This window comes from Acidimicrobiia bacterium (assembly GCA_040880805.1).
GTDB lineage: Bacteria > Actinomycetota > Acidimicrobiia > IMCC26256 > DASPTH01 > DASPTH01.
Genome location: JBBDHW010000055.1, coordinates 1 through 26,227 on the forward strand (window position 1 = coordinate 1; position 26,227 = coordinate 26,227).

The following is a 26,227-nucleotide window of genomic DNA, read 5'->3' on the forward strand; positions in this document are numbered from 1 at the left end:
TGCTCGCCCGCGCGCTGCTCGTCGACGGCAACGTCGACGAGGCCGACGAGATGGCGACCGCGAGCGAGCAGCTCGCCGGCCAGAACCTCAAGACCGCGATCGGCTGGCGGGTGGCGCGCGCCGAGGTGCTCGCCGAGCGCGGTGACGTGGCCGGCGCGGTCGCGATCGCGGAGCAAGCGGTCGACATCGCGGCCGGGACCGACCTCGTCATCGACCACGCCGATGCCTGCGCCGCGCTCACCGCGCTGCGCGCCCGCGCGGGCGACGCGGCCGGGGCCCGGGCCGCGCGTGCCGACGCCCGGCGTCTCTACGAGCAGAAGGGCGCAACCGTCCCCGCGGAACGCCTCGCCGAGAACGAAGCGCCCGCGGCGACCACGCACCCCGTGCCGTCGCTGCCGCGGTCGGTGCGCGACGACAACGAGGAACGTCACGATCACCCCCGGGCCGAGAACCGCGCGAGCCGGGTGCTCGCCCGCTACGAGCAGCTCGTATCCGAACGCCGGTACGACGAGGCGGCCGCCCTGTACGCCGACGACCTCGTGGCCACCGACCGACGCTCCGGGGTCTCGGTTCCGCCGTTGGGACCGGTCGAGCTCCAGCAGGGTGTGCGGCTCACCTTCGACCTGTTCGACGGGTTCGACAGCGTCAACGTCGCGGTACGCGGCGAGCGCCTGGTCCTGAGCAAGCTGGCGCTGCGAACTCACGACGGTCTCGAGGTCCCCTTCCTTCAGCTCTTCGAGATCGACGACTCCGACCGGATCCGCGCGACGACCCACTTCGACCCCGATGCCCTCGCCGACGCGATCGACGAGCTCGACGAGCGGTACCTCGCGGGCGAGGGCGCCGAGCACGCGGACGCGATCCGCCCGATGCTCGAGCACCTCGCCGCGTTCCACGCGCGGGACTGGGAGGCACTGGCGCAGAGCGTGCGCGACTACGAAATCGTCGACCATCGCGGCCTGTGGCCGGACACCGGACCCGAGGCCTACGTCGAGCGGATGCAGAGCCTGGCGGCAACAGCGCCCGACGTGACGATCGTCGCCCGGCAGCTCCATCTACGCGGCGACGCGGGCTTGATCACTGCCGTTGTCCGGGCGACCGCGGCGCAGGGCGACCGTTACGAGTACACGTTCCACACCGTCAGCCGTCCCGGTCGCATGGAGTATTTCGACGAGGAGGACTTCGCGGCCGCGCTCGCACGCTTCGACGAGCTGAGCCGCACCGACCCGAGTCCGCCGCGCGTCGAGAACGCCGCAAGCCGTATCTGGGCGCAAGTGATCGCCGCGGTCAACTCGGGAGCCAGCCTCGACGACCTTGCAGAGCTGTACGCACCGTTCCACTTGGACGACCGCCGACCGGTCGTCAACTTCGGCGAGCGTGACAGCGCCGGCGTGGGCCGGGCGCTCGACGTCTTCCGCGAGCAGGGCTACGAATTCGAGGTTCCGACCGCGCTCGCCGTTCGAGGAGAACGCCTTGCACTGTGCGCGAGCCGGTCCCGGACGTCCGGCGGCTACGAGAGCGCCCAGCTCGATGTCGTCGAGGTCGACGAGCAGGGCCGGCTGCTCGACTGCGTCCAGTTCGGCGAGGCCGACCTCGACGCCGCGATCGACGAGCTCGACACCCGCTACCTCGCCGGCGAGGGCGCCGAACACTCAGATGTCGTGCGCGCGGCGGGGCGGGTCCAACATGCCTTCAACGAAGAACCGGACGCACTCGACGCGCTCTGCTCGCCGGACTTCATGCTCGACGACCACCGTCGCCTCATGTACGGCGAGGGCGACCGTGACTACTTCGTCTCGATCCGACGCGCCAGCTCCGACGCGCACGTCCGGGCAACGGCCACGATCAACCGCAGCATCTTCGTCCAGGGTCGAGCGCTCCTGGCGGTCCAGGATCTTCACCGCGACGACGCGGACGGCGCCGACTACCGCTGGGGGTACAGCGTGTTGGTGGCGTTCGACGCGTTGTGGCGTCTCCAGCGCCTCGAGTGGTTCGACGACGACCACTGGGATGCCGCGCTCGCCCGCTTCGACGAGCTCGCAGCCGAGGTTCCCGAGCCGGCTGCGGCCAAGCCCGATTCGTACGCCCTGTTGACTCGCGCCGTGCGGTGCGCGCACGCATACGACGAAGCGTTCGCGGCGCAGGACTGGGATCGCATCGAGGCGTCATACCACGACGATGTCGTCAACGAGGACCGGCGCAACGCTGTCAGCTCGGGCGTCACGACCGGACGAGACGGGTTGCTCGAGCTCGTTCGCCGGTTGGTCGACGTCGGGTTCACGACCGTCACGCAGACACCCGTTGCGGTCCGCGGTGAGGCCCTCGCGCTCGTGCACCGAACCTGGGAGACGGCGAGCGGCTATTGCCTCGAGCTGCTCGCCGTCATCGAGTACGACGAAGAGGACCGGATGACCGCGAACGTCATGTTCGACCTCGACGGCCATGGGGCCGCCCTCCAGGGGCTCGACGACCGATACTGCGCAGGCGAAGGCGCGGCCGACGCGTACCTGATCCGCCGCGCGGGTGACTTCGTCCGGTCGCTCGCCTCACCCGATGGGGCCGCGACGCTCGCCCTGGTCCATCCCGACGTCCGCTTCACGGACCACCGCCGCCTCGGGTTGGGGACGTTGGGGTTCGACGGTGTGCGCGGGATCCTGGCCGCTCGCGCCGAGCAGATCGCCGCGGACACGTCGTACTTCCGGGACCTCGCGGTGCGCGACTCCACGACGATGGGGCTGCTCGTGTCAGCCGGGACCGGTCCCGATGGTACCGAGGTGCTCTACGAGCTGTATTGGGTGTCCCGCTGGGTGGCGGGGAGGACGCTCGACGTCGACGGGTACGACCCACCCGACCACGACGCGGCCCGCGCCCGCTTCGACCAGCTCGCGGCCACCGACCCGCGCACACCGCACATCCACAACGCTGCCCTGCAGGTGTTCGCTCGGGCCGACTGGCTCCTCGGCCATGGTGAAGCCGCTGCGGGATACGCGCTCATGGCGGACGACGTGGTCGGCACCTTCCGTCGTCGGGCCGTGTCGAGTCCGCCGACCTCCGGGAGGGAGGAGTTCGAACGCGTCATCCGGTCGATGCGCGAGACCTTCCCCCGTGCGACCTACGAGCCGGTCGCGGTACGCGGTGACCGCCTCGCGCTGGTCAGGATCAACATGCTCACCGACGCGGGCTTCGAGGTTCCACATCTCGGTCTGTACGAGATCGACGAGGCCGAGCTGATCTCGCGCGTGGTGACATTCGACGACTCCGACCTCGTCGGCGCGCTCGAGGAGTTGGAGCAACGACACCGCGAGCTGAGCGGCGACACGTACACACATGCCGAGCAGTCATTCGCGGAGCGTTCGATCGCCTACCAACGTGGCGACCTCGACACGATGCTCACGTTCTTGAGTCAGCACTACCAAGTGGTCGATCACACGCCGGTCGGGTTCGGAACCGCCGATGCCGCGGGCCTTCGCGCGCAGATTGCAGCTTGGGATCCCCAGGTGCCGACAGTCGTGATCCAGGCCAAGCGGTACGTGTCGGAGCGCGCCATCCTCGAAGCGATCGCGCACCGCGGCACGACCGATGACGGTTCCGACTACGTCTGGGAGAACGCCACCGTCGCGTGCTTCGACGCGAACGGACTGGTGGTCGCCGACCACAGCTTCCCGATCGAGCAATGGGACGAGGCGGTCGCCCTGTTCGACGAGCTCGCGACCCTCGAGCCGTAGCGCCGCCGAAGACGACCGGTACACGCTTCCTACACGTCCTTGGTGTAGAATGCGTGTATGGCTCGGGTCCGGACGAACATCGAGATCGAAGACAGCTACGTCCGGGCGATCATGCAGCGCTACCGAGTGCGGACCAAGACCGAGGCCGTCGACCTCGCCCTCCGCCACCTCGCGGGACAGCCGATGACCCGCGCCGAGGCACTCGCCATGCACGGCGCGCTCGCCATCGACGAAGTGCCGGCCGACGGCGCACCGGCCGATCACGCGTGATCCTCGCCGACACCTCGGCGTGGGTCGAGTACGACCGCGCCAGCGACAGCGCGGTCGACCGGCGTCTCACTGAATTGATCGCGCACGACAACCCGATCGCGGTCACCGAGCCCGTCATCATGGAGGTGCTCGCGGGCGCGCGTACCGACGAGCGCGAGTCAGAGCTCCGGCGGCTGCTCATGCGGTTCGAGCTCCTCACCTTCGATACGACCGCCGATTTCGAAGGCGCGGCTCGTATCTACCGCCGATGCCGCGCAGTCGGCGTAACCCCGCGAGGCATGATCGACTGCATGATCGCGGCCGTCGCGGCGCGCACCAATTCGGCGCTGCTCGCCCACGACGCCAACCTCGACCGGGTCGCTCGGGTCGTAGGCATCGAGATCGACGACGCGTCGGCGGCGTAGCGGCCGGCCACCCGACGATCACTACGAGGCGTCGGCGCTTCGCCAGACGACCTCGAAGAGACGCACCGGGTCGTCGAAGCCCTTCAGCGTGACGTCGCCCCGGTCCCGGGTTCGCCCGCGACCAGCACCACACGGCGCGCGCCGGCTTCGACCTCCTTCCACGCGTCGACGACTGCGTCGCGCTCGGCCTCGCGGCCGACGAATGCGAACATGTCGCCCTGGTCGATGACCGGCGGCAACGGCACGGCACGTTCGACGTCGCCTTCGTCGGCCAGCCGCGTCCACACGACTTCGCACGCCGTGATCGCCTCCATGCCCTTCGCATCGACGTCACCGACGAGGCGCAGCTCGTGCTCAGTGCGCGATCCGGCGAGGACGCGAACGATGTCCGACACCAGAATCTGGTCGCCCTCGGCCGCCGCGCACAGCCGCGACGCCTCCACCACCGGCGTCCCGAACCAATCGCCGTCCTCGAACGACGCGTCACCCGCGCTGATCCCGACCCGCATCGCCAACCGCGTCCCGGCGGCTCGGCGGTTCTGCGCGTCGACGCCATACTGCATCGCCACCGCGCCGGCGATCGCATCGGCCGCGGCCGGGTACGAGACCATCAGCGCGTCGCCGATCGACTTGACTTCGGTTCCGCCCGTGCGGCAGATCGCCTGGCGCAGGACGGTGAAGTGCTCGCGCCGGAGGTCATCGGCCGCGGCGTCGCCGACGTCCTGAGACAGTGCGGTCGAACCGACGAGATCAGTGAAGAGAATCGTCACCAATCCCGACGTGCCCACAGCCCCTCCCGACCGCGGCCTCGCAACGCGGTCGTCGGAAAAACGCTACTGCGAGTGGGAAGGGCCGATGAGATGCGTGCCGCGTTGGTCGGCGTCCGACGATCTGGCCGGTGGCGACACTCGCGACGTGCGCGTTCCCAGAGAACAGCGGGCCACCAAGCCAAGGTTGCGATTTCCGATTACCGCTGGCGGCAGGTCGGCCGCGTATCACGCTCTTCGTTTCGTGTTCGAGTAACGACCGCACTCGACACGAGGACGGACAAGCGTGAGTACTCCGAAACGGCTTGTGCACGCCGAAAGTCGTCCACGCCATGTCGGTGTGGAGGTGATGGTGTGGAGCTAATCGCGTTGCTTTCGAACCCCTCTGTCAACCCGGAGTGGGACGAACTGCTCCAGATGGCGAAGGCAGGTGAGCTGTAGAACCGGCGTCCAGAGGCTGACGTTCGTCAACGCGACTTTCGTAACCGACGATGCTGGATCGAGGGGGATCCCGATTGGAGATTCTTGGCTCCAGTGACTGCCCGCTTCCTCGGCCGCGAAGGCGCGCTGTACACGCACGTAGACAACAAGAAGCACGACGTCACCGACGACGTCGAGTGGGACCGAATCTGCATCGCGGCCGCCTGGGTCACGCTCGATCGCTATGAATCGGCCATAACCAGCGGCAACTGGGAGCCAGAACTATGACGACTCGCCGTCAAACTGTTCTGCACGAAGAGCAGATCGAAGCTGTGATCGACCAGTTCAACGAGTTCGCTGACAAACAGGCTGACCTCGTCCGAGGCAAGAACCGTGAGCGCGTCTACACATTGAAGCCGGAGCATCAGCCATCGGTCGATGCTGCTCTCTCGGCGCAGCTTCGGGACGTTCTGGAAGACGAGATCGTTCCCGCGACCGAACTAGAGGACGCCAAAATCCTCCCGGTCGAACTCGACCATGAGGTGATCAAGAAGGCACTGATCGGTCTCAAGCTGGAGACACTCAAGAGAGTCGCGGAACGCAGCGCTCTCGAAGGTACCGGTAACGCCGAAAGTCTCGCCACGCGGATCGCGGAGAGCTACGCATGGAATCGAGAAGAGATCGCGCGGCTCATTCTCGCAAGCGAGGACGAGCCCGCTGTTGAGCGAGCGCATGTCGACCGTCTCTATGCGCTATACGACTCGCCGCCGCTCGACTATGTCTACGAACGCCTCAGATACGTACTCGGGCGCTACATCCGTATCGGCGTCGCTCGCTGGTTCGTCTTCGAAGAACTCGAGAGTGTGACCGGACAACTCACGCTGCGGGGAACGCTACGCGCGTACAACGCGACTGTCACCGAAGTCGAAGCCAATCCAACGGTCGTCGGAACACCCGCACGCGATCACAGGATTGAACTCCTAGTAGACAACAGTCCGCTACTCCACGTCCGTCACGGGAGCGCTAACGAGAGCTCGGCTGCCGTGCGTGCACTCGAAATCGCCACCCGCATCCAGGTACTTGGAAAGCCGACGCTGGGCGCAGGCGCCTCAGCGGCGCTTGCGACCCTCGCACCTGCGTCACTCTTTATGCTCGACCTGCTCACGACCCGATTCGGCACCGCAGGACTTCATAACAAGAACATGACGGTCGCACGGTTCCAGGTCGACGATGACGACCGAGGCGAAGAGCCGGAGTCGAGGCCAAGACTTCGCGCGGTGCGCTTCGAGGGTGCTCACCTTCTCGACTCCGCCGCCGCGTGCAAACTGCTCGCCGACGAGGGCCGCGCGCTCGTAGACATGTCGATAACCGTTCGCTCGGCGCTCAGGGCCGACGGTGAGACGGGCCGCTTTCCGGTTCGAGTAGCCATCGAACGAGACCATGTTCTCGCGATGACCGGTTTCGGAACGCTTCCGGGACTGTCGTTCGGCGTGCACGCCGCCGTCGTGGATGCGGTCACCGAAGAACTCGGCGACGGCTTGGCGGACGTAAATGCCCTCGCTGAATTGGCTACGAAGATCGAAGAGAGGGCGCGCAGCACGGTCCCGATCGAGGAAGCCGACATGCTGCGAGACAACGAGCCGTCGACGTAGGGGCGCGCGGGCCCGCGCAGAGGGGATTGGGCCGCTCAGTGACTCGCGGCCTGGCTGAGTAAGACCGCCATGCCCAGCAGTGTCCAAACGCGAATGCACCGGAACGTCGCCATGACCATCCACCGGGGGAGTTCTGAACCAGTTACCGCGGCCAGGCTGGTGGCGGGGTCCAAGAGCTCTGGCGAACCTACGGCGGCCCTGAATGCGGCGTGAACGTCCTGTTCCCCATTGAGCGCGCCGACACGGTGCCCATCTCCGTGGTTGGACGCTGCGGACGGGCGTACTTCAGATCCACCCAGCAATAGTGCGCTGCTGGTATCGTCCTCATCATGGACTATGACGAGTTTCTTCATCTGCTGCGGGTTGGTGAGCCAAAGCGTTTCGTTGAGCTCCTGATCGAAACCCTCCGGCAGGTCTACGCCTTCAATGCTGACCGCCACGAGGAAGACATGGGCGACGACGCCCAGACGTTCGGCTTCCTCGTCTACCGAAACGGCTGGCGAAGGTTGGAAGATCAGCTGGGCTCCCTGGCCGGTGTTTCTACCCGGCGCCCCAACAACTCGTTGCAGATTCAGGTCGAGGGCGGCGTCCACTTCCACGTGTACCGCGGCGGCAATGACGAGACCTTCGACATCTACACGTATGACTTCTCAACCGGCACCCAGACCAAGGTGTCATTGCCAGCTCACAACGGGCGGCAGCTGAGCCTGTTCGAACAGGAGGAACCCGCGGCCGATCATGTGTGGCGCTTGGACGAGCTGGTATTTGTGCACGCGGGCAACCCAGACACCGGGCTCACCGGAGTGTGGGTTGGAGCGCCCATCCCGGAGGCAGCCGACGGCTCCCAATGGGCATGGGTGCTGCCGCTCTACTCCGGTGAAAGTGATGGCGCCCGCGCCAAGGACGACACGACTGCTCCTGTCTCACCGTTCGACGCGCTCGACGAACCTGACCTCGACGTTGGACTTCTCGACGACGAAGCAGACCAGGGCGAAGAGGCCGGATGAGCCCATCTGGCGCTGCGGCAGCGGCTGCGATCTTCGATCGCCGTCGGCTCACCCAAGCCCGCGAGCACAAGGGTCTCACCAAACATGACCTAGCAGTGAAGGTTGGCGTGAGCCCCGCTGTCATCGGTCAATACGAAGCTGGCGCGACCAACCCGAGCGGCGATGTGCTCGGTCGACTGGCGTTGGCTCTCGGGTTCTCGGTGGACTTTTTTGCCCGTGGCGGGGACAAAAGTGTTTCCCTCACCGATGCCCATTTCCGCAGTCTTCGTTCGACGACACGAGCCCAGCGCCGTCAAGCGATTACGCAGGCGATCTTTGCTGCCGAGATCGCTGCTGCCCTTGAAGAGCACATCCGCTTACCGGCTCTCGACCTCCCGCACTACGAGCTACCGCCCGGCGCGCACGGGCTGGCCGCGATCGAAGCTCTAGCGGACCAGGCTCGGGTCGATCTTGAACTCGGTACCGGGCCGATTCCGCACATGGTGCGGCTTCTTGAGTCAAGGGGCGTGGTGGCTGTACGACTCCGCGCCGAAACTGAACGCGTAAGCGCGTTCTCGTGTCCCTTTCGCCCACGCCCCGTGGTAGTCCTCAGCACCAATCGCGACGACAAGGCGCGGTCGCGTATGGACGCGGCACACGAGCTAGCGCATCTCCTCTTGCATCACGAGGTCGACCCCGGTTCTCAGAGCATGGAGAGACAAGCGAACGCGTTCGCAGCCGCATTTCTCATGCCACCCGACGCAATCCGCCCTTACCTTCCCGTTCGCCTGCATTGGCAACGACTTGTTGAAGCCAAACAAACCTGGGGAGTGTCGCTGGCCGCGCTGCTGTACCGATCGCGCACCCTTGGCGTAATAAGTGAGGCTGCATATCGGAGGGCCATAGTCAGCCTCGGTCGGCACACCTGGGAGGACGGGACAACCTGGCGAAGGCGAGAACCTGCACCGCTGGGCGTACCAGAAGAGCCAGCGCTCCTGCATCGTGCGGCCGAACTGGCCACTACCCGTGGGTTCACGCTGGAAGGTCTCGCCGAGCGGGTTCGCCTGCCTCTTACCCTTGTTCAGGAGACAATCGGTCTCGAGGACGAAGCTCCGATGGTCGCTGTTCAGCAAGGCCCCTCGAGTCTGCGGACTGTTACCCCTCCGCGGAGCGAGCTCAACGAAGAAGGTCCTTGCCAGCCGGCGGTCCGCTGAATGAAGCGAAATAGGGCCAGGAACGCTCATGGCAAGCGGGGTGCGGCCAGACCACCACCTCACAGGGTAGGGCGAGAAGCGCACGCGAGTCCCGTGAAGCGCCCACACTTTGCTTGCGCACATGATGGCACCATCACGAGAACGCTGTTGCGGCTTTCCTGATTGCGCGGTCTTCAGGACCGGACGCTGCGAGGTGCAATGAATCGTTGCTGGTCGAGTCGTCTTGGGAACCGTTTCTCCCAGCCCGCGCTCAAGTAGCCGATCTTGAGGCTGTACTCGCCAATCGCTCGCAGAAAGTCGGCTTCGATCCCGTCGAGTGTCGCCTTGGCTCGGTGACGTCGCCTGGGGCTGGCGTCCTTAGCAGCGAGATCTAGGACTAGATCGAGACTGCACGACCGCAACCCACGTTTCCGGTACTCGGTTTCGTTTTCCGCGTGCACAATTTCGTAACCGAGTGCTTCAAAGCCTGCGGTATCTAGGGCAGCGAGTAGGTCAGCCCACGCGTCGAGGTTGCGGTTCGCGAATGTCAAGACCAAGTGGCCAGTCGGCTTGAGGACGCGCCGTATCTCCTTGAAGATGCGCGTGAGTGTCGTTCGATACGATGCGCCATTGCGAATCAAGCCCTCGCGTCCGTTCGGCACTGCTTCGTCGGTCGGTGCCCCGGTGCGGATGCCGCTCCAGGCAAGTAGTGGTAGCGACAGTGCGCCGTATTGAACGTCGTCGTGGTACGGCGGATCGGTCAAGACCAAGTCTGCGGTTCCGCCTTGTAGCACCAGCCGCTGGGAGCCTCCCTCGACGACCCAGGCGTCGAATGCCTTCGGCATCCGCGACCGGCTACCGAGCGCGGTACTTCTGCGGACGAGTAGCGCGCCGCCCATCTGTTCTTCCATCCAGTCGATTGCCCCGCTGGTGCGCGCGACTCGCCGTGTAAGGGTTCCACGGCCGCTGGTAGCACCCCAAACGTTTGGTTCTGCGGCGAGTGTTGTGAAGTTGTAGCGATGCCCGGCCATGGCTTCGTAGGACTTGAGGTAGTACCGATCCCAGCGAGAGAGATGGCCAGCCATCTCGGATGTGCCGCGCAGCAGTGTCTTGAGCAGTTGACTGGCGCTGCCGTGAACGCCCTCGATCTTTGCTGCCTTCTCCAGCAGCTGTTCCAGAACGAACTGCTGGCGTCTCGGGTAGAGATCGTCGAGGGTCTTGAAGCCGTGTCGCCGGAGGGATGAGGTCTCGGGTCCGACATCGATCTTCCCAAGTCTTTTCGTCGGCTTCCAGCACGGGTCATTCGCTTGGCGGATCTCGTTCGGCCGTGGTCGGGCGAGCTCGCGGCGATCTGCGCCGACCCGCTCGACGAGTGCGACGTCCCAGGACAGCTGTTGGTCTCGCGTTCGAGCAGCGATTGGTTCGTTGTGGTTGCACGAGGGACAGGTGATCATGCGATTGGTTGTGTAGTTCGCGTACGGGTCAACGCGTCGAGCGCACCGAGGACAGCGATGATGAACGGTGCTGTCGCCGTGAAACAGATGTCCTGCGGGACACGCGAGCCACGCGCCGCTGTCGTCTCGTTCTCGCCGATGTGTGAGGCTGACGAGCGCATGCGGGAAGATGCGATGTCGATGCCGACACGCCGAGCAAGAGCTGACGGCCACGCGCAACGTGTGCGCGATCTCACCCGGTGAGCCATCTGCGAGTGTTGTGGCGTAGGCGCGTTTGCGCAGATTGCGACTCGCACGCTCCAGTTCTTCGTACGCTTTCTGGAGGGCTTGGCTGTTCGTGAGACGCAGCATGGTGGTCAGCCCGCGAGCAGCCCACGGGTTGACGTCCTGCGCGTAGATCCGATGGTTGCGCGAAGCTGCCGCAAGCGACACGACCCCGCCTCCTGCGAATGGATCGACTACGAGCATTTCGCTACCGAGGTCTTGCTCTGCCGCGTCCAAGAGCGATCCGAAGACTGCTTCTGTCCGCCGCGCCCACCAGCGATAGACGACAATCGGCGGCAAGTACGTTTCGCGTCGCTTGACCTCGATAGCAGCGCGAGTCGACACATCGTCTGCGTCAAGGTGACGCAAGATACTGAGCCGCAACGCGCCCGGCTCGCGGTCCACAGGTCTGACCGAGCTGGGGGCTCGGTCAGCCCGTCGTCTCGGCATCAGGCATCGAGTGGTGGCAGCCCAGGCTTGAACAAACCAGGGTGAGCTCGGATCCTCGCTGTTTGCCAAGTCCCACGGTCGTGGGCATCACGAGGCAACAAGGGATGAATTGTGTCGTAACGACACCAGCCTACGACGCTGGCCCCGCCTGCTAGTGGCACGTGACACATCGTCAGTATCCATTCTCGTAGGCGCCGGCCCGTCTCGGCCTCGGCACGCGAGATGAAGAACTCGAGCGCGAGCCGATGACGAGAACTGGACTTGACCTCAATTCGCCACACGCCTCCCGGTAACCGTGGAGCGCGGACGTCGTAACCCAGTTGGTCCGAACGCTCGCTGAGCCTGCATACCTGTTCAGCGAGATCGTCTCTTCCGAGGCGCAGGAGTTCGGCTCGCGCCTCGGCGACCACCAGCTCCTCGCCTGCTGCACCAATGACTCGCCGCTGGGTATCATTGGCGATCCTGGCGGCTGCGAGCAGGATCGCCTCGCGCCGATCGGGGTCCGGAAAGGCTGAAGTCAATCTTGTTGTGACGAGATCAGGCAGGAGCTCGTTCGCGACGCCGTTTCCTGTCACGGCTGCACCGAGCCACGTCGGTGAGGCAGTGGCGAGTGCCTCGATCGCAAGATTCTCGCAGGCACCGGCGTCGTCGTCCGTAGCGAGTTCCTGGAGTTGAATCGTCGGAGTGATCCACTCCCCGTTCATCTCGGCGAGACCCCACGCCACGAGCCGCTGTTCAGCGTGTTCGAGATCGAGAATGTGGAACGCGCCAGCTCGCGGTAGCCCCCGATAGGCGAGGTGCAGATCCTGACGCCGAGTTCCGGTGGGGGGAAGTAGCCGAGCGACGTGCAACGCGCCGCGCAATTCGTAGGCCGTCGGCACCTGATGGACCGTGGCGTCACGCATCTGCCTGCCTCAGATGGGCGAACAGCGCAGCGATGTCGTCGAGACCTTCGATGGCATACCCGTAGTCCTCCTCATCGGGCAGCGCCATGGTCAGAAGGTCATGATCATCGAGCATGTGGGCCAGACGCTCCGCCTTGGTCGCGACGCGCTGGTCGACGACCTCGTCCACCGTGTTCTCAGTCATGAGAAATGTCACGTAGGTGCTTTGAGTCGGAGGTAGGCCGAGGCGATGAATGCGGTCCAGGCTCTGTAGGTACTGCCCCGCATTGAAAGTTCGGTCGAGGTACACGGCGTGGTGGCAGACCTCATGGAGACTGATTCCTTCACCCACCGCAGCCGGGTTGGCGAGCAGCACCGAGCAGTGCGGGTCATTGCGGAACCGCTCAAGCTCGGTTTGCCTGGTTCGGGCCGCGCCAGTCCCGTCCTCTTCCATTGGCACGCCACCGTGAATGAGCGCAGGCTCGAATGGCTGGAGCTCGCGGTTCGCCAGCGTTACTAAGTTGCGGACGAAGTTCGACCAAACGAGTGTCTTCTCGCCCTGTGCGGTGTTGTCGCGAACGAGGCGGGCAAGCTCAACAAACTTTCTCGGCACTTCGTGCTGCGGATAGACCATGAGTAGCTCTGCCAGCGCTGATCCCGCCTCGACGTCCAACGGCGGATGACGGAACTCGATCGGATCATCCCGTGAGCCTCCGGCGACCAAGAGCGCGGGGTTTGTGGCGGCTTCGATGAGGTACATCGCAACCTGGCCCATCCGCGCGAGGCTGACCTGGTCAGCGCGGGTGGTTGCATATTGTCCCGCGTAGCGGCGGCTCAACGCAGCGTAGATCTCTGCCTGTAGCCCCTCCAGCGGCACCTGCCGTACGTCGAAGAAGACGGGCGGCAGTCCAAGCTCGCTCTTCGTCGTGCGCACGAAGAGGGGACCAATTCGTTGCGCGACTTCGTGCACCGCCTCGGGCGTTGGCTCGCGGTCAAGGGCGGCCGCGGGGAGCAGCCGGCGGCCTTGATTGGGCCACACGAAGTCGAGTACGGCTTCGAGGTCACGCGGATGGTGAGGAGCCGGCGTTCCGGTCAGGACGTCTCGGCGAGCTGCACGGTACGCCAAGCTGAGACACGTTCGGCCCCACTCTCCGGACCAACCGCGTTTCATGCGATGCGCTTCATCGAGTACCAGATGCGTTGGCATTCGCGCGACCCACTGGACGATCTCGTCATAGCTGTAGAGAAGCCGTTGGTAGCCGACGAGGAGGACCTCCGCATCGCGGTCGGGGGAGGTACCGCCATACACGCTGACGAGCGGCGCAGGCCGCATGCAGCGCTCAGCCTCCACGTGCCATGTTTCGAAGGCTGATTTCGGCGCCACAACGAGTAGCTGCGCAACCCGGCTCGCTGCACGTTCGGCTTCGTACAGCGCGTATGTCACCGCAGTCTTCCCTGCTCCCGGAACCGAGAAATTTGCGCCATGCTGCAGGGAAAGCAGCTTTGCGAGGTCGCGAGTCTGGAAGTCACGAAGCGAGCGCTCGAAGCGGGTTTCGCCAAGCCGATCGATTGCGTCGGACTCAGAACCTGAAGCGTCGGTGCTCAACGATCGCTCAAGGTGCGTCCTCTCAGCACGCGCGACCTCGACGAGCTCTAGTACGTGTTCATCAAGCTGGACGTCGACGCCGTGCCGACGGCACTGCTGGACGAGCCACTGACGCCGGGCCAGGAAACGCTCCACCGGGATGCTGACGGTGTGAACAGTTCCGCGTTGGGTGGCGCCCCATTCAGCGATGATCTGTAACCACATCGTCTCAGGAACAGCCCCGACGCGAGACATCTGCACAGAAAGCGTGAGGGGCTGCGCCGTCAGGTGGAGCGACGGTCGCGGCTCAGCGTCAGTCACTGATCACGTCCCGTCGGCCTCGAAGGCCTCCTTGAGTTCCTTCAGATGCTTGGTGTTCTGGCGCAGCTGATAGTCGAACTGTGGCCGACTGAACCCCGAGCTTGAGGCCACTCGGGTGTATGCGTCGCGCGCGCGACGAACCTTCTGATCAGCTTCCTTGAGTAGCGCGACCGGCCGATCGAGCTTGTTGGATTTCAGGCGGTCGTCTTTCGCATCCTGCGTCGCGAGATCGAAAACGTTCCGCACTCGGTTGGTAAAGCCATCCTTGTCCAGGGTTACTACGGCGCCGTTAGGGGCTGGCAGTTCAATCCGTCGCTCGCCTGGGACTCTTGCAAGCAACCCGAGCAAAGTCCCGCCATCGAGTGACGAGTTCTCGGGATGTTCCCATTCATCGTCAGCGAGAAGGTCGATGCCGGGTAGGTCGACATCGCTGGCCTCAACGGGTGTAAGGAGACGTTCGGTGAAGCGCCCGAGATGTTCGTCCTCGGACAAGTGGGGTTGCACGTAGTCCTCGACGAACGATTGGTCGATCTCGCGCATCTCCCGATAGCCGAGCTGTGCCAACAGAGCAATGAAGCGGGCGGTCTTGAGACGCTCAGCTCCTTCTGGATCGTTTTGCAGCAGGTCTTCGTAGGCCTCGTCGATCTCTTGGAGAGCTTGCCGCTTGTCGTCGAATTCGGTCAGCCGGCGTGAGTCGCCACTGAGTGCTTGGAGATCTCGGATGAGGCCGAGCACACGAAGCGACTGTTCGATGCGCCGCCGCCCTTTCGCGAGCTCCATGGTCTCAGACGAGGTTGCCCAACCAAGCGAGCGGGCCACTTGATCGCTCGACTGGCCGTAACCCTGAATCAGGTCCTGGACAAAGAGGAGTTCGTTCGTGAGCGTGTAGTCCTGTCGCAGATCGCGTTGCATCTGCAACTTGAGCTCAACGTCGTCGATCTCCTTTGGGCCCGCATCAGCTGGAAGCACCGCGAGGCTGATGTATTCGACCGGCCGCGCCCCTTCTTCGGTGAGCTGCCTCAACGCAACGCAACGGGTGTTCGCATTGATGAGGACACCATCAGCAGTGACGACACCGGCGTCGCGTTGGCCCTCCTCGCGCAAATTTGCCCTGAGATCTTCAAACCCCGGCGTTGCAGCCAGAATTGCGCTCAGAAGCGCCTGGGCCTCTTCGCTTTGAGGGTCTCTCGCGATGACATCACGGTCCGGAAGCGACTCCAGCTCAGACCGAATGCGGTGACTCCGATGATTGAGGAGTACGTGGTCGAGCGGGACTTCAACGACCGCCATAACCTTGGTGTCGCCCTTCCACGGAAGAGGCAAGTTGGCATCGCCAGGAGCGCGTGCCGCCAAGGCTTGTGCGATCTTCTGACGCCGAGCCGCTTCAGGTGGAATGGGCACCCTTGATCTCCCCACGTGCGACGACCGGTCACCTTGAGTGTGTACCAATCGTACGGTTCCCGGGAGCACAGGGTTCCTTCGCCGCTGGACGCGGGTCGGGAGAGTGCTCGACAGCACTTCTACAGTTCGCGATATCGGTCCTGGACCCGTGACCACTGGACCCCGATGATGTCTCGGAGGCTGTCGGCGTGGTCGACGAGGCCGTGCACGTCGCAACCTTGGTGTGTGGCCTCGAAGTTGCCTTGGCATTGGGATGTCCACTGCTCCCCCATGCCGAGCAGTCCGCGGCGATGCGGTCGTTTGGCGTCGTCAGCGCCGAAGACAAAGCAAGGCGGGGGTGGAGTCGACCGGGAGCCCGGAGTGAACCGCCCTGGGGCACATCACTCTGGCTATTGGGATTTCAACCGTCTCGTTCGTGTGGTGGTGACCGTAGCGGTCGGCTTCGAACTGGGCGGGTGGGATGTCACCGAGCGCGCTGTGCAGCCGGGTGGTGTAAGAGATGATGCTTCCCGATCGGGGTTGACATGACGACTACGCGCGCGAGTGCGCGACGATCGTGATTTCAGCGCGCCGGTTCCGCTGTCGACCGGCCGGGTCGTCATTCGAGGCAATCGGCCGCGAAGAACCCCAACCATGCGCCGACACGAGGGGTTGTGGAACCCCGTGCGCGACGAGCCAGTTCGCGACCGTCTGTGCGCGCTCAAGTGACAGAGCCTGATTTCGGTCATCGTCTCCTGTGTTGTCGGTGTGGCCGTCGACGACGATCGAGGCCGCGCGAGCTTGCCGTATGGCGTTCAGCGCGTCGCCGAGCGCGGTGGTGGCGTCGGGCGACAGTTCGGCGGAGTCAATGGCGAAGAGAACGTCGCCCGGAAGAGTGACCTGTACGGCCCCCGTGGCTTGGTCGCGATGGATGCTCGCCCGTGTCTTGGTCACTGGGAAGGTGACGAGGTCGGTGTCGTACGCGAGGAGCTTCCCGGACCGCATTGGGCGAAGAGTCGTGACCAGAAGTCGCGGATGGTGTTGGCCTGCGCGTCTGTCAGCGGTGTTCCAGGATCATTGGTCCCGGCCCCGATGACGTAGATCTGCCAGCCCTTGCAGTTAGGTATCAGTCCGGCGGCTGTGGCGGTTGAGAGCATCGCGGTCGCGCCGCTCGACAGTACGGTGGCGTCGGTCATGTTGAGCGCGGCGTCGGTGTTCTCCATGTTCGAGAAGAGCAGCACGTCGATCGTGGGGGTCGTGAGGCCGCTGACGTGGCTCGCGAGCGCGTCGAGGGCGCGGAAGACATTGCGCTGCGTGCCGCCGTGTCCTCCCATCAGCTTGTTGAGGGCTGCTGTGGCGGCGTTCATTTTGCAGGTGCGGTTCTGGTCGCGCAGCAGCTTGTTGTTGCCGGTGGCGTCGAGTCGCATGTTGATGGGCAGCGGCTGGGTGTCACGGGTCATGCCGTCGAGCAGGAGGCGGGCGTGGTCTGTGAAGCCGGCCGCGAGGATGATGCCCATTGCTTTGGTGCGGGTCCCATCCGCCACGTCCACAACCTGTTGCGCGACCCCTTCTACGTCGGGCTCGTCACCTGGGCTGGCATCCAATACCCAGGCACACACGAACCGCTCGTCTCCATCGAGACCTTCGCCACCGTGCAAGCCATCATGCACAGCCGCAACCGCGCCGGCGAGAAGGTCCGCAAGCACCCCCACTACCTCAAGGGCACCATCTTCTGCGCGCGCTGCCAATCGCGTCTGTCGTTCGGGCGTTCCCGCGGCAAGAGTGGCGGCCAGTACGACTACTTCTTCTGCCTCGGACGCCACCAACGCCGCAACGACTGCGACCTTCCCTACATCCCCGTCGACGACATCGAAGACGCCGTCGCGGCCTACTACCGAACCATCCAACTCAGCGACGACACCGTTCGCGCCTTGCACGACGGCCTCATCGCGGCCATGCGCGCCCGAACCAGCGGCGCGGAACAACGCGCTCGGCAACAGCGCAAGCGCATCACCACACTTGAAGGAGAACGCCGGAAGTTGCTCCAAGCCCACCTCGCCGGCGCGATCACCCTCGACCTCCTCAAGGAACAACAAGACCGCATCACGCGACAGCTCGCCGACGCCGGTGCCGCCCTCGCCGCCACCGAGATCGACTGGGAGACCATCGAGACCAACATCCACGCAGCCCTCGGCCTCGCCACCCACTTCGAAAAGGCCTACCGGCGAGCCAAGCCCACAACACGGCGACACATGAACCAAGCCGTCTTCGAAGCGGTCCACGTCGACGTCGAGGGCGTCGTCTACGCCCGCCTCGCCGAACCATTCGCCCAACTCCTCGCCGACGACCTCATGGACCGCCTGGAACACGAACTGAAGAACCCCGCCCCTGTTCAACAGGATCGGGGTTCGCGAAAGAGAGCACTTTGGTGGAGGTGATGGGACTTGAACCCACGACTTCTACGTTGCGAACGTAGCGCTCTACCGGGCTGAGCTACACCCCCGTGGAGCCAGTCAGGCTACCACCGAGGCATCACGAGTCGTCCGCCGACATTCGCCCCTCGATGGCTTGCTGAAGGCGCGAAGCAACGAGTGCGGTGGTGACGTCGCCGCGCGTGCGCTCGAGTACCGCACGCAACGCGTCGGTGGTGCGCCGTAAACCACCGGTGAGCGCATCGGGATAGTCGATCGTGATCAGCAACCCGTACACGTCGTCCATCACCGCGAGCAGCCGCTCGGCTTCTTCGTTCTCGTTTCTGCGCAGGCAGTCGAGCACTTGGCGACGGAGCTCGCTCGCGGCCTCGGCCATCCCGTTGAGATACGCCTGGACTTCCACGCCCAACTCCGCCGCAGTCGGGATCGGATTGTCGGCGACGAACGCGAGCGTGAGGTTCGCTTCCGCGAATTCCTTCTTCGCGTCGTGGATGAAACCGGCGTACCGCACGTCGGGATGCTCCTCGAGCGCGGCGTCGGCTTCGGCGAGATAGGCGGCGGCGACCGCGATCAGCTCGCGTGCCTCACGAAACTCGCGACGGTGTACCGCTCGGATCGCGGTGCCACACGAACGGATCGCGGTACGCGCCGCGAGCAACGTGGTCTCGCGTGTCCGGTGCTTGCACTCGAGCGCGTCGTGGGCAGCCTCACCTGCGGCCGAGATCTGCCCCGAGTGGTCCACTCGTTAGCGCGACGCCGTCTGCCGCAACGGGACGAGGCGGGGGCCGTTGGACTCACTCGTTCCGAATTGGTCGGGTCCGTCGAGGAGATAGGGCGCCGGACGGCGGTATGCCGATCCGAGGAAGCGGACCTTCACGCGCTGCTCGCGCGCGCGCTGCCTGATCTGGACGAGCATGTACACGTACGCGAGGAGCGCGGCATCGGCGAGCAGGTTGAGCAGGATCAGCGGCGTCGATTGCGTGGCGACCGCCACGAGCAGCGTGGCGCCGACGGCACCCGCCAGCACGAGCAAGATGTCGCGGCGGCGCTTCTGGACCGTGCTCATCGGGCTGTGCGAGGCGGAGGGGGCGAACATCGGGCGGTGGAGCGAGAGTCCGGTCGACTTCTCGCGGTCACCGTGACGTCCGTTGGTACGCCCAAGTTGGGTGAGGCGGTGGTGGAAGTCGCCGACCGAGTCGGAGCGACCCTGCCGGTTCCGGGCTCGGAGGATCGTCGGACCCAAGAACGCGACCCAGGCCAAGCCAATGACCAGGATGACTACTACCGTCAACGAACCGCCCCCGATATCTGCCCGCCCAGTGGCAACGTAGCAACCGCCTCACGATCGTCCGGGGACCCCCGGGTTCCGAGCGGCGCCGTACCGGAACGGGGCACTCTAGCCCCGGCGGCGCTCAAAGGTCGAGGTCGGCGTCGTACCTGGGAGCCCGGCGGTAGGTGCCCGAACGGCCTCCGGTCTTCTCCCAGAGCTCGAGATCGCCGATCGTCATGGCCCGGTCGATCGACTTGCACATGTCGTAGATGTTGAGGGCCGAGATGGCGCACGCGGTGAGCGCCTCCATCTCCACCCCCGTACGGTCGACCGTGTCGACCTGGGCCTCGACCAGCACGTGGTCGCGCTCGATACAGAAGTTCACGTAGACCGATCCGACGAGCAGCGGATGGCACAGGGGCAAGAGGCTGGGCGTCTGCTTGGCAGCCTGGATCCCCGCCACCCGTGAGACGGCGAGCACGTCACCCTTGCTGACGGCGCCAGAAGCGATCTTCGCCGCGGTGTCGGGATCCATGTTGACCTTGCACCGGGCGACGGCCCGGCGGTGCGTCGCATCCTTCGACGTGACGTCGACCATGCGTGCCCGGCCGAGTGGATCCAGGTGGGTGAACTCCGACGCCGACATGGTCGACAAGTGTAGGAGCGAACGGAAACGGGCCGGGTACCCCGGCCCGTCGTGAGCGACCCATGGTGTAGCGGATGGCTTGTCAGCCGCCGATCTGGCTCATCGAGCGACTCGGTCGGATGAAATCGACCTGGCCGATGCGATGCCCCGCCCACTTCGTGCCGACCGCCCGCGCGATCTCGGCCGCGAGCCGGTCGTCGATGTCTGCTTCGCCTGCACCCTGGTCGTCACGAACGATGTTGCGGAGGTCGTACTCGTCGAGCGCGAACAGACACGTACGGAGCTTGCCCTCGGCCGTGATCCGGATTCGGTCGCAGTTGTCGCAGAACGGCTCCGTGACGCTGGCGATCACGCCGACGTCGCCGATGCCGTCGGCGTAGGCAAAGCGCTCCGCCGGCTCGACGTGCCCGGATCCGGGCTCGGCCACGGTTGCGAGCGGAAAGACCGCGCCGATCTTCTCGAGGATCTCGGCCGCCGGCACCACCTGGTCCGCGCTCCACGCGCCCTCCGCGTCGAGCGGCATGAACTCGATGAACCGCACACTCACGCCCTTCTCACGCCCGAAGGCCGCAAGGTCGACGACCTCGTAGTCGTTCACGCCTCGCATCACGACACAGTTGACCTTCACGGGGTCGAGACCCGCGTCGAGCGCCGCGTCGATCCCTGCGAGCACGCGGTGGAGGTCGTCGCGGCGCGTGAGCTCGAGGAACACGTCGGGACGCAGCGAGTCGAGCGAGACGTTGATCCGCCGGAGACCCGACTCGGCAAGGTCGTGGGCCATCTCGGGCAACTTCACGCCGTTCGTGGTCATCGCGATGTCGATGCCGAGCGGCGCCAGCATCGCGACGAGGCGCGGCAGGTGCGCCCGGAGCGTGGGCTCGCCACCCGTGATCCGCACCGACTCGAAGCCGTAGCGCTCGACGCAGACCCGCACGACCCGGGCCTGCTCCTCGTAGGTGAGGAGCTCCTCACGCGGTAGCCATTGCATGCCCTCGGCCGGCATGCAATAGGTGCAGCGGAAGTTGCAGCGGTCGGTGATGGAGATACGGAGATCGGTGACCCGGCGCCCGAACGGATCGATCAGCGGCTCCACACGCCCGAGACTATGCGACACCTGCCACAGTTCGACCGTGGGACTTGACGGGGTGCCACTCTGTGTGGTTGACTCTGCCACTGTAAGTAGTCGGGCTGGGACCGACGAGGAGACCCCACCGAGACACCCACGGACGCGAAGAGCCAGCCACCAGATCGGGGAGGCGTTGATCCGCAGGCGACGAATTGGTCGCTTGAGCCTGCGGGGAGCCAGAGCGAAACCGGCCCCACCCACCAATGGGGGGCCGGTTGTTTCGTTTCCAGGCAAGGAAACCCCGAATGGCACGCCAGAGCACGACGCACACAATCCGAGGGATGTTCGCATTCGCAACACCGGCAGTGGCAAGAGAACCTGGCGCGCAGCTGCCAGACACCCCCGGGGATTGCAGCATGCGGTAACAGTCGTCCGGTCCGGCGCGCCGCTCTTTCGTGGGGGCAGAGCGGCTCGTCCCGGGGCGGGCTGGGGAGGCGATCGCCCGGGGATTTTCCCCGGGCGTTCGCCATTCCCCCACTCTCCTTCTCGTTCAAGCGTGTGGGAGCACGACCACGGAGTCGTGAAAGACGGCCTGGTCGGCGGGCTGCATCGTCGTGGCGGTGAACACCGACTCGCCACTGCCGAGGTTGCGCGCGTACACCGGATGCGAGCCGCTCGACACTTGGACGCGTACGCGGTGCCCGGGCGCGAATCGGTACGCGGCCGGCCACATCGGCACCGACGCGCGGAAGCTGCCGTCGAACGCACGCGTGATCGACGACCGCGTGAAACGTTGCAAGCCGTCGCAGACGTTCATCGAACGGCCATCGGGGCACACGTCGCACACGCGCACGAAGAAGTCGGTGTGGTCGAGACTCGACGACACATGCAACTCTGCGTGCACGGGCCCGACGATCTCGAGCGCGCGATCGAGCACCTCGCCCGTGTACACGAGCACGTCAGGTCGCGCTTCGAGCTCTCGGTTGTCACGCGATCCGCCGGTGAGCATCCCGATGCCGCCGACCGACGGTGTGGGATCGGCCGGGTCGTACCGGTAGCGGTCGGGCTCGCGCGCGCCCTGCGGCGAGTCCGTGGACAGCCGCCCCTCGGGATGGAGGAACCACTGCGTCGCGCTCGACGGCGGCGGCCACGCCTCGAAGTCGCGCCATCCACCACCTTCCCCCAACACTTCGAGCGTGACCGTACGCTCGGGGAGCAGTCCGGTCATGCCCAACAGATGAGTGTCGAACCACAGGAGCGGCGCCTCGGTCATGCCACCCTCGCCGCCGCCGCCGATGTGGCCGCCCGCACCGATGCGGACCCACACCGGCGTGCCCCCCGCGCGCAGCGCGACGTAGTCGTCGAGCATCTGCGGGCATTGGTAGTCCTGCCAGCCATCGACGAGCAGGGTCGGCACCTCCCAGGTGCGGAGCAGGTTGCTGAAGTCGAGCGGTGCCCAGTAGGGATCTTCGGGATCGCCGTGCGCGAGTTGATCGTGGAACAGCGGCAGGTCCTCACCCGAGAGGAACTTGATCGCGTCGCCCAGCGGGAGATGGTCGAACCCCTGCTTCAGGGTCGCCATCCGTTGCGCGATGGCGTCCGGGGAAAGGTCGGCGGCCGCTTGCGGCTGCGGTTTGTTGAAGTTCACCGCGCCCATGTCCCACGGGATGATGATCTCGAGCGCGTACGAACCCCCCGGGTACCACGCGAAGCGGCGCACCGAGCCGCACAGCGCGACGGCCATCGCCTTGAGGTACGGAGGCCGCGTGGACGCGAGCGCCCACTGCGTGTAGCCCATGTAGCTCCCGCCGTAGGTTCCGAGGTTCCCGTCGAACCACGACTGTTCAGCGATCCAGTCCGCGGTCGCGCGCCCGTCGGGCACCTCCTCGAAGTAGCTGTGCGAGCCACCCGAGCCGTCGGTACCGCGCGACGCCTGGAGCACGTAGCGGTAGCCGCGCTCGGCGAGCATCGGCCCGAAGCCCGTGCCGCTCACCCCGGCGCGGCCGTACGGCGTGCGTTCGAGAATCGTGGGCGTGCCCTCGACGCCGACCGGGTGGAAGACGTCGGTGAGCAACTCGACATCGTCGGGCATGGTCACGCGAATGTCGCGCTCGACCTTGACCTCGTTCGTGGGTTCGCGCATCGTTCCCCCTCTCGTCTCGTGCTCAGTCGAGCAGCATCACCGTGACTTCGTCGCCCTCACCGACGCCGTCGCCGTCGGGCAGGAGCACGAGCCCGTCGGCCAACGCGGTGGCGGCGAGCGCGTTGCTCTCCTGCTTCCCGACGCTCGCCACGACATAGCGGCCGTCCTCCACCCGCACGCGCACACGGTCGAGGTGCAGCTTGCCGTCGAACTTGCGCGCGAACGCGTGCTCCGCGCGCGCGATGACCTCGGCGCGGAAGGGAGCGGTGCGACCCATCATGGCGAGCAGCGCGGGACGCGCGAAGAGCTCGAAGCTCACGAGCGACGACACCGGATTGCCCGGTAGCCCGAACACCGGTCGGCCGCGCACGAACGCGAAGCACAGCGGCTTTGCCGGACGGATCGCCACCTGGTACCAGCTGACACACGCGCGGTCGTCGGGATCGTCGGCGGCGATGCGCTCGAGCGCGGCGCTCATGTAGTCGTAGTCGCCCACGGACACGCCGCCGCTCGTAATGACCGCGTCGCAGCGCGTCAGCGCGTCCTCGAGCGTCGCGGTCATCGCGGCCTCGTCGTCGCGCGCGATGCCCAGGTTGACGGCTTCGACACCCGCGCGATCGAGGAGGGCGAGCAGCATCGGCCGGTTGGCGTCGCGGATCTTGCCGGGGCGGAGCGCGCCCGACCCCACGAGCTCGTCGCCGGTGGAGAGCACGCCCACCCGTGCGCGGGGGAACACCTGCACGCGACCGACGTCGATGCTCGCGAGTACCCCGAGGTGCGCCGGGCCGAGCTGGGTGCCGGGCCGGAAGACGACCTCGCCGGGCTCGACGTCGCCGCCGGCGCGGCGCACGTGGTCGCCTGCTGTCGCTTCCTGGTACACGAGCACGGCGTCGTCACCGTCGCGTTGCGTGCGCTCCACCATGACGACCGCGTCGGCACCGTCGGGCATGGGCGCGCCGGTCATGATGCGGATCGCCTCGCCGTCACCCACAGCGATCGTGGGCGCGCGTCCCGCCGGCAGCTCGCCGACAACCCGGAGCCGAGCAGGCGCGTCGTCGGTGGCGCCCACGGTGCTCTGCGCGCGCACGGCGTAGCCGTCCATCGCCGTGTTGGCGAACGGCGGGATCGGGCCGGTGGACACCACTTCGGCGGCCAGCACGAGGCCGAGCGTGTCGAACGACTCCAGCTCCACGGGCGCGAGCCGGCCGACGGCGCCGAGGATCGCGGACCGGACCTCGTCGAACTCGATCACGCGAGGCCGCGCTTCCGGACGAGCTCGACCAGGTACCGGGCGAGGTCAGGTCCGAGGTCGTCACGCTCGAGCGCGAGCTCGACGTTAGCCTGGAGGAAGCCCATGACCTTCCCGATGTCGTAGCGGCCCTCCGAGAAGATCTGTCCGAACACCGCTTCCGAACCGAGCAAGAGCCCGATCGCGTCCGTGAGCTGGTACTCGCCGTTCACCCCGGGTTCGATGCGGTCGAGCGCATCGAAGATCGACGGGGTGAACACGTAGCGGCCGATCACCGCGAGGTTCGACGGCGCCTCGTCCGGCTTCGGCTTCTCGACGATCGACCGCACCCGCCCGAGCGAGTCGCCGACGATGTCGACTTCCGCGCACCCGAGCGACGCAATCTCGTCGGGCGTGACCTCGAGGAGCGCGAGCACCGACGCGTGTTCGCGCGCGTGCACGTCGAGCATCGACCGGAGCAGGCGCGCATCGTCGACCATGATGTCGTCGCCGAGCAGCACCGCGAACGGTTCGTCGCCGACGTGTTCGCGCGCCACCGACACCGCGTGACCGAGGCCGAGTGGATCGCGCTGTCGGATGTAGTGGATGTCGGCGATGTCGTTGACGATCTGCACGTCGGCGAGCTGGTCGAGCTTTGCGGACTGCTCGAGGTAGTGCTCGAGCTCGACATTGCGGTCGAAGTGGTCCTCGATCGCGTGCTTCCCCCGGCCGGTGATGATGAGGATGTTGCGGAGGCCGGCCATTACGGCTTCCTCCACCACGTACTGGATCGACGGCTTGTCGACGACCGGGAGCATCTCCTTGGGCTGACTCTTGGTGACGGGGAGAAACCGCGTGCCGAGCCCCGCCGCTGGAATCACCGCTTTCGTCACCGGCTGCTTGGTCACGGATTTACGCTACCGCTCAGTTGCCAGAGTCGTCGCGGGTGCCCGTGTCGTCACGGGTGCCGGGGTCGAGCCCGAGCTCCTCGCCGCGGAACAGCCGCTTGAGGTTCGACGCGTGACGGGCAACGACGAGCACCGCGACCGCGGCGATCACGGTGACGTCACCCGCCGGGTGGCCCGCCAACGCGACCGCGATCGGGAACATGATCACCACCACGATCGACGCGAGCGACGCCTTGTGCGTGAGGCGCACGATGACGAACCAGACCACGCCGCTCGCGAGCGTCAGCAACGGGAAGATCACAAACAGGACGCCCGCGCCCGTCGCCACACCACGGCCACCCTTGAAGTGGCGGGTGATCGGGAACGTGTGCCCGATGATCGCCGCGATCCCGAGCACGTACGCGCCGACGTGGCCGTCGGCGACGAGGAGACCGACACCGGCGGCGATGCCGCCCTTGGCCGCGTCGAGCGCGAACACGAGCACCCCCGACCGCCACCCGAGGACCCGGAAGGTGTTCGACGCCCCCGGATTCCCCGATCCGGCCGCCGTGATGTCGATGCCTCGGCGCCGCGCGGCGATCTCGGCGCTCGGCAAGGTTCCGAGCAGGTACGCCAGCGGTACCAGCAAGCCGACAACGACGCCGTCACGCATCAGGCCCATTCAACGCCACTGCGGGTCACGGCGCACTCCAGCGGCGCGGGGTCGGGAGTGGGAATGTCCGGATTCGCGATAGGGTTAGCAGTCGAAAGCAACGAGTGCTAAGCCCCGATCCCTTCGG

The 26,227-nt window shown here is 65.8% G+C and carries 23 protein-coding genes, 1 tRNA gene and 1 riboswitch; of the genes, 8 read left to right on the forward strand and 16 right to left on the reverse strand.

Annotated elements, in window-relative coordinates; all coding sequences use genetic code 11:
* The 3 genes from WD271_14400 to WD271_14410 form a co-directional block, all read left to right on the forward strand.
* The coding region (locus tag WD271_14400) for a nuclear transport factor 2 family protein (protein ID MEX1009019.1) at nt 1-3,725 on the forward strand (3,725 nt) is incomplete at its 5' end.
* A gap of 57 nt (nt 3,726-3,782) precedes the next feature.
* The gene (locus WD271_14405; protein ID MEX1009020.1) at nt 3,783-3,995 is read left to right on the forward strand and encodes a type II toxin-antitoxin system VapB family antitoxin; all 213 of its coding nucleotides are present in this window, start codon (nt 3,783-3,785) and stop codon (nt 3,993-3,995) included.
* Nucleotides 3,992-4,399 carry a PIN domain nuclease gene (locus WD271_14410; GenBank protein ID MEX1009021.1) on the forward strand — a complete coding sequence of 136 codons (408 nt, stop codon included), beginning with the start codon at nt 3,992-3,994 and terminating at the stop codon, nt 4,397-4,399. The genes WD271_14405 and WD271_14410 overlap by 4 nt, the downstream gene beginning before the upstream one ends.
* Before the next feature lie 83 nt (nt 4,400-4,482).
* Here the strand turns inward: WD271_14410 and WD271_14415 are convergent, their stop codons facing one another.
* Nucleotides 4,483-5,169, reverse strand: coding sequence for an adenylate/guanylate cyclase domain-containing protein (locus WD271_14415; GenBank protein ID MEX1009022.1), 687 nt, complete (start codon nt 5,167-5,169; stop codon nt 4,483-4,485).
* A 531-nt stretch (nt 5,170-5,700) separates the two neighbouring features.
* Here WD271_14415 and WD271_14420 point away from each other — a divergent pair.
* From WD271_14420 to WD271_14435, 4 genes are all read left to right on the forward strand, one after another.
* Entirely contained in the window at nt 5,701-5,874 is a 174-nt protein-coding gene (locus WD271_14420; GenBank protein MEX1009023.1) for a hypothetical protein, read from the forward strand.
* Nucleotides 5,875-5,918: 44 nt separating this feature from the next.
* Complete coding sequence (locus tag WD271_14425; GenBank protein MEX1009024.1) at nt 5,919-7,238, forward strand: hypothetical protein; 1,320 nt, start codon at nt 5,919-5,921, stop codon at nt 7,236-7,238.
* 329 nt (nt 7,239-7,567) lie between these two features.
* Nucleotides 7,568-8,245: a hypothetical protein gene (locus WD271_14430; protein MEX1009025.1), complete on the forward strand. Its 678-nt coding sequence runs from the start codon at nt 7,568-7,570 to the stop codon at nt 8,243-8,245.
* Nucleotides 8,242-9,438, forward strand: a complete 1,197-nt coding sequence (locus WD271_14435) for an XRE family transcriptional regulator (GenBank protein MEX1009026.1) — start codon at nt 8,242-8,244, stop codon at nt 9,436-9,438. Before WD271_14430 ends, WD271_14435 begins: the two co-directional genes overlap by 4 nt.
* 173 nt (nt 9,439-9,611) lie before the next feature.
* Here WD271_14435 and WD271_14440 read toward each other — a convergent pair whose 3' ends face one another.
* From WD271_14440 to WD271_14465, 6 genes are all read right to left on the reverse strand, one after another.
* Entirely contained in the window at nt 9,612-11,540 is a 1,929-nt protein-coding gene (locus WD271_14440) for a hypothetical protein (GenBank protein ID MEX1009027.1), read from the reverse strand.
* Between the two features lie 44 nt (nt 11,541-11,584).
* The gene (locus tag WD271_14445) at nt 11,585-12,490 is read right to left on the reverse strand and encodes a DUF3883 domain-containing protein (protein ID MEX1009028.1); all 906 of its coding nucleotides are present in this window, start codon (nt 12,488-12,490) and stop codon (nt 11,585-11,587) included.
* Nucleotides 12,483-14,375: a DEAD/DEAH box helicase gene (locus WD271_14450; protein MEX1009029.1), complete on the reverse strand. Its 1,893-nt coding sequence runs from the start codon at nt 14,373-14,375 to the stop codon at nt 12,483-12,485. The genes WD271_14445 and WD271_14450 overlap by 8 nt, the downstream gene beginning before the upstream one ends.
* A gap of 3 nt (nt 14,376-14,378) precedes the next feature.
* A complete protein-coding gene (locus WD271_14455; protein MEX1009030.1) occupies nt 14,379-15,776 on the reverse strand; it encodes a hypothetical protein in 1,398 nt (465 codons plus the stop codon).
* Nucleotides 15,777-16,307: 531 nt separating this feature from the next.
* Nucleotides 16,308-16,760, reverse strand: a complete 453-nt coding sequence (locus tag WD271_14460; protein ID MEX1009031.1) for an OmpA family protein — start codon at nt 16,758-16,760, stop codon at nt 16,308-16,310.
* Complete coding sequence (locus WD271_14465; GenBank protein MEX1009032.1) at nt 16,706-17,425, reverse strand: hypothetical protein; 720 nt, start codon at nt 17,423-17,425, stop codon at nt 16,706-16,708. The genes WD271_14460 and WD271_14465 overlap by 55 nt, the downstream gene beginning before the upstream one ends.
* Between WD271_14465 and WD271_14470 the strand changes: the two genes are divergently transcribed.
* Nucleotides 17,420-18,193 carry a zinc ribbon domain-containing protein gene (locus WD271_14470; GenBank protein MEX1009033.1) on the forward strand — a complete coding sequence of 258 codons (774 nt, stop codon included), beginning with the start codon at nt 17,420-17,422 and terminating at the stop codon, nt 18,191-18,193. The genes WD271_14465 and WD271_14470 overlap by 6 nt on opposite strands.
* Here the strand turns inward: WD271_14470 and WD271_14475 are convergent.
* From WD271_14475 to plsY, 9 genes are all read right to left on the reverse strand, one after another.
* A tRNA-Ala gene (locus tag WD271_14475) sits at nt 18,182-18,258 on the reverse strand. The two genes, WD271_14470 and WD271_14475, sit on opposite strands and share 12 nt — an antisense overlap.
* 29 nt (nt 18,259-18,287) lie before the next feature.
* Nucleotides 18,288-18,929 carry a haloacid dehalogenase gene (locus WD271_14480; protein MEX1009034.1) on the reverse strand — a complete coding sequence of 214 codons (642 nt, stop codon included), beginning with the start codon at nt 18,927-18,929 and terminating at the stop codon, nt 18,288-18,290.
* 3 nt (nt 18,930-18,932) lie between these two features.
* Nucleotides 18,933-19,478 (reverse strand): hypothetical protein, encoded by a 546-nt coding sequence (locus WD271_14485; GenBank protein MEX1009035.1) that lies wholly within the window; start codon nt 19,476-19,478, stop codon nt 18,933-18,935.
* A gap of 121 nt (nt 19,479-19,599) precedes the next feature.
* A complete protein-coding gene (gene moaC / locus WD271_14490) occupies nt 19,600-20,103 on the reverse strand; it encodes a cyclic pyranopterin monophosphate synthase MoaC (protein MEX1009036.1) in 504 nt (167 codons plus the stop codon).
* A gap of 82 nt (nt 20,104-20,185) precedes the next feature.
* Nucleotides 20,186-21,196 carry a GTP 3',8-cyclase MoaA gene (moaA, locus tag WD271_14495; GenBank protein ID MEX1009037.1) on the reverse strand — a complete coding sequence of 337 codons (1,011 nt, stop codon included), beginning with the start codon at nt 21,194-21,196 and terminating at the stop codon, nt 20,186-20,188.
* A gap of 150 nt (nt 21,197-21,346) precedes the next feature.
* Nucleotides 21,347-21,431: riboswitch (cyclic di-GMP riboswitch) on the forward strand.
* 288 nt (nt 21,432-21,719) lie between these two features.
* A complete protein-coding gene (locus WD271_14500; GenBank protein MEX1009038.1) occupies nt 21,720-23,312 on the reverse strand; it encodes a CocE/NonD family hydrolase in 1,593 nt (530 codons plus the stop codon).
* Between the two features lie 22 nt (nt 23,313-23,334).
* A complete protein-coding gene (gene glp, locus WD271_14505; protein ID MEX1009039.1) occupies nt 23,335-24,564 on the reverse strand; it encodes a gephyrin-like molybdotransferase Glp in 1,230 nt (409 codons plus the stop codon).
* Nucleotides 24,561-25,448: a UTP--glucose-1-phosphate uridylyltransferase GalU gene (gene galU, locus WD271_14510; GenBank protein ID MEX1009040.1), complete on the reverse strand. Its 888-nt coding sequence runs from the start codon at nt 25,446-25,448 to the stop codon at nt 24,561-24,563. Before galU ends, glp begins: the two co-directional genes overlap by 4 nt.
* A 16-nt stretch (nt 25,449-25,464) precedes the next feature.
* Nucleotides 25,465-26,100, reverse strand: a complete 636-nt coding sequence (plsY, locus tag WD271_14515; GenBank protein ID MEX1009041.1) for a glycerol-3-phosphate 1-O-acyltransferase PlsY — start codon at nt 26,098-26,100, stop codon at nt 25,465-25,467.
* Nucleotides 26,101-26,227: the final 127 nt, after the last annotated feature.

Excerpts from the sequence above, each read along its gene's own strand:
- WD271_14460 (MEX1009031.1), bottom strand. The coding sequence starts at position 16,760 with ATGCGGTCCGGGAAGCTCCTCGCGTACGACACCGACCTCGTCACCTTC.
- WD271_14470 (MEX1009033.1), top strand. The coding sequence starts at position 17,420 with ATGCACAGCCGCAACCGCGCCGGCGAGAAGGTCCGCAAGCACCCCCAC.
- WD271_14500 (MEX1009038.1), bottom strand. The coding sequence starts at position 23,312 with ATGCGCGAACCCACGAACGAGGTCAAGGTCGAGCGCGACATTCGCGTG.
- moaC (MEX1009036.1), bottom strand. The coding sequence starts at position 20,103 with ATGTCGGCGTCGGAGTTCACCCACCTGGATCCACTCGGCCGGGCACGC.
- WD271_14435 (MEX1009026.1), top strand. The coding sequence starts at position 8,242 with ATGAGCCCATCTGGCGCTGCGGCAGCGGCTGCGATCTTCGATCGCCGT.
- WD271_14445 (MEX1009028.1), bottom strand. The coding sequence starts at position 12,490 with ATGCGTGACGCCACGGTCCATCAGGTGCCGACGGCCTACGAATTGCGC.
- plsY (MEX1009041.1), bottom strand. The coding sequence starts at position 26,100 with ATGCGTGACGGCGTCGTTGTCGGCTTGCTGGTACCGCTGGCGTACCTG.
- WD271_14405 (MEX1009020.1), top strand. The coding sequence starts at position 3,783 with ATGGCTCGGGTCCGGACGAACATCGAGATCGAAGACAGCTACGTCCGG.
- WD271_14430 (MEX1009025.1), top strand. The coding sequence starts at position 7,568 with ATGGACTATGACGAGTTTCTTCATCTGCTGCGGGTTGGTGAGCCAAAG.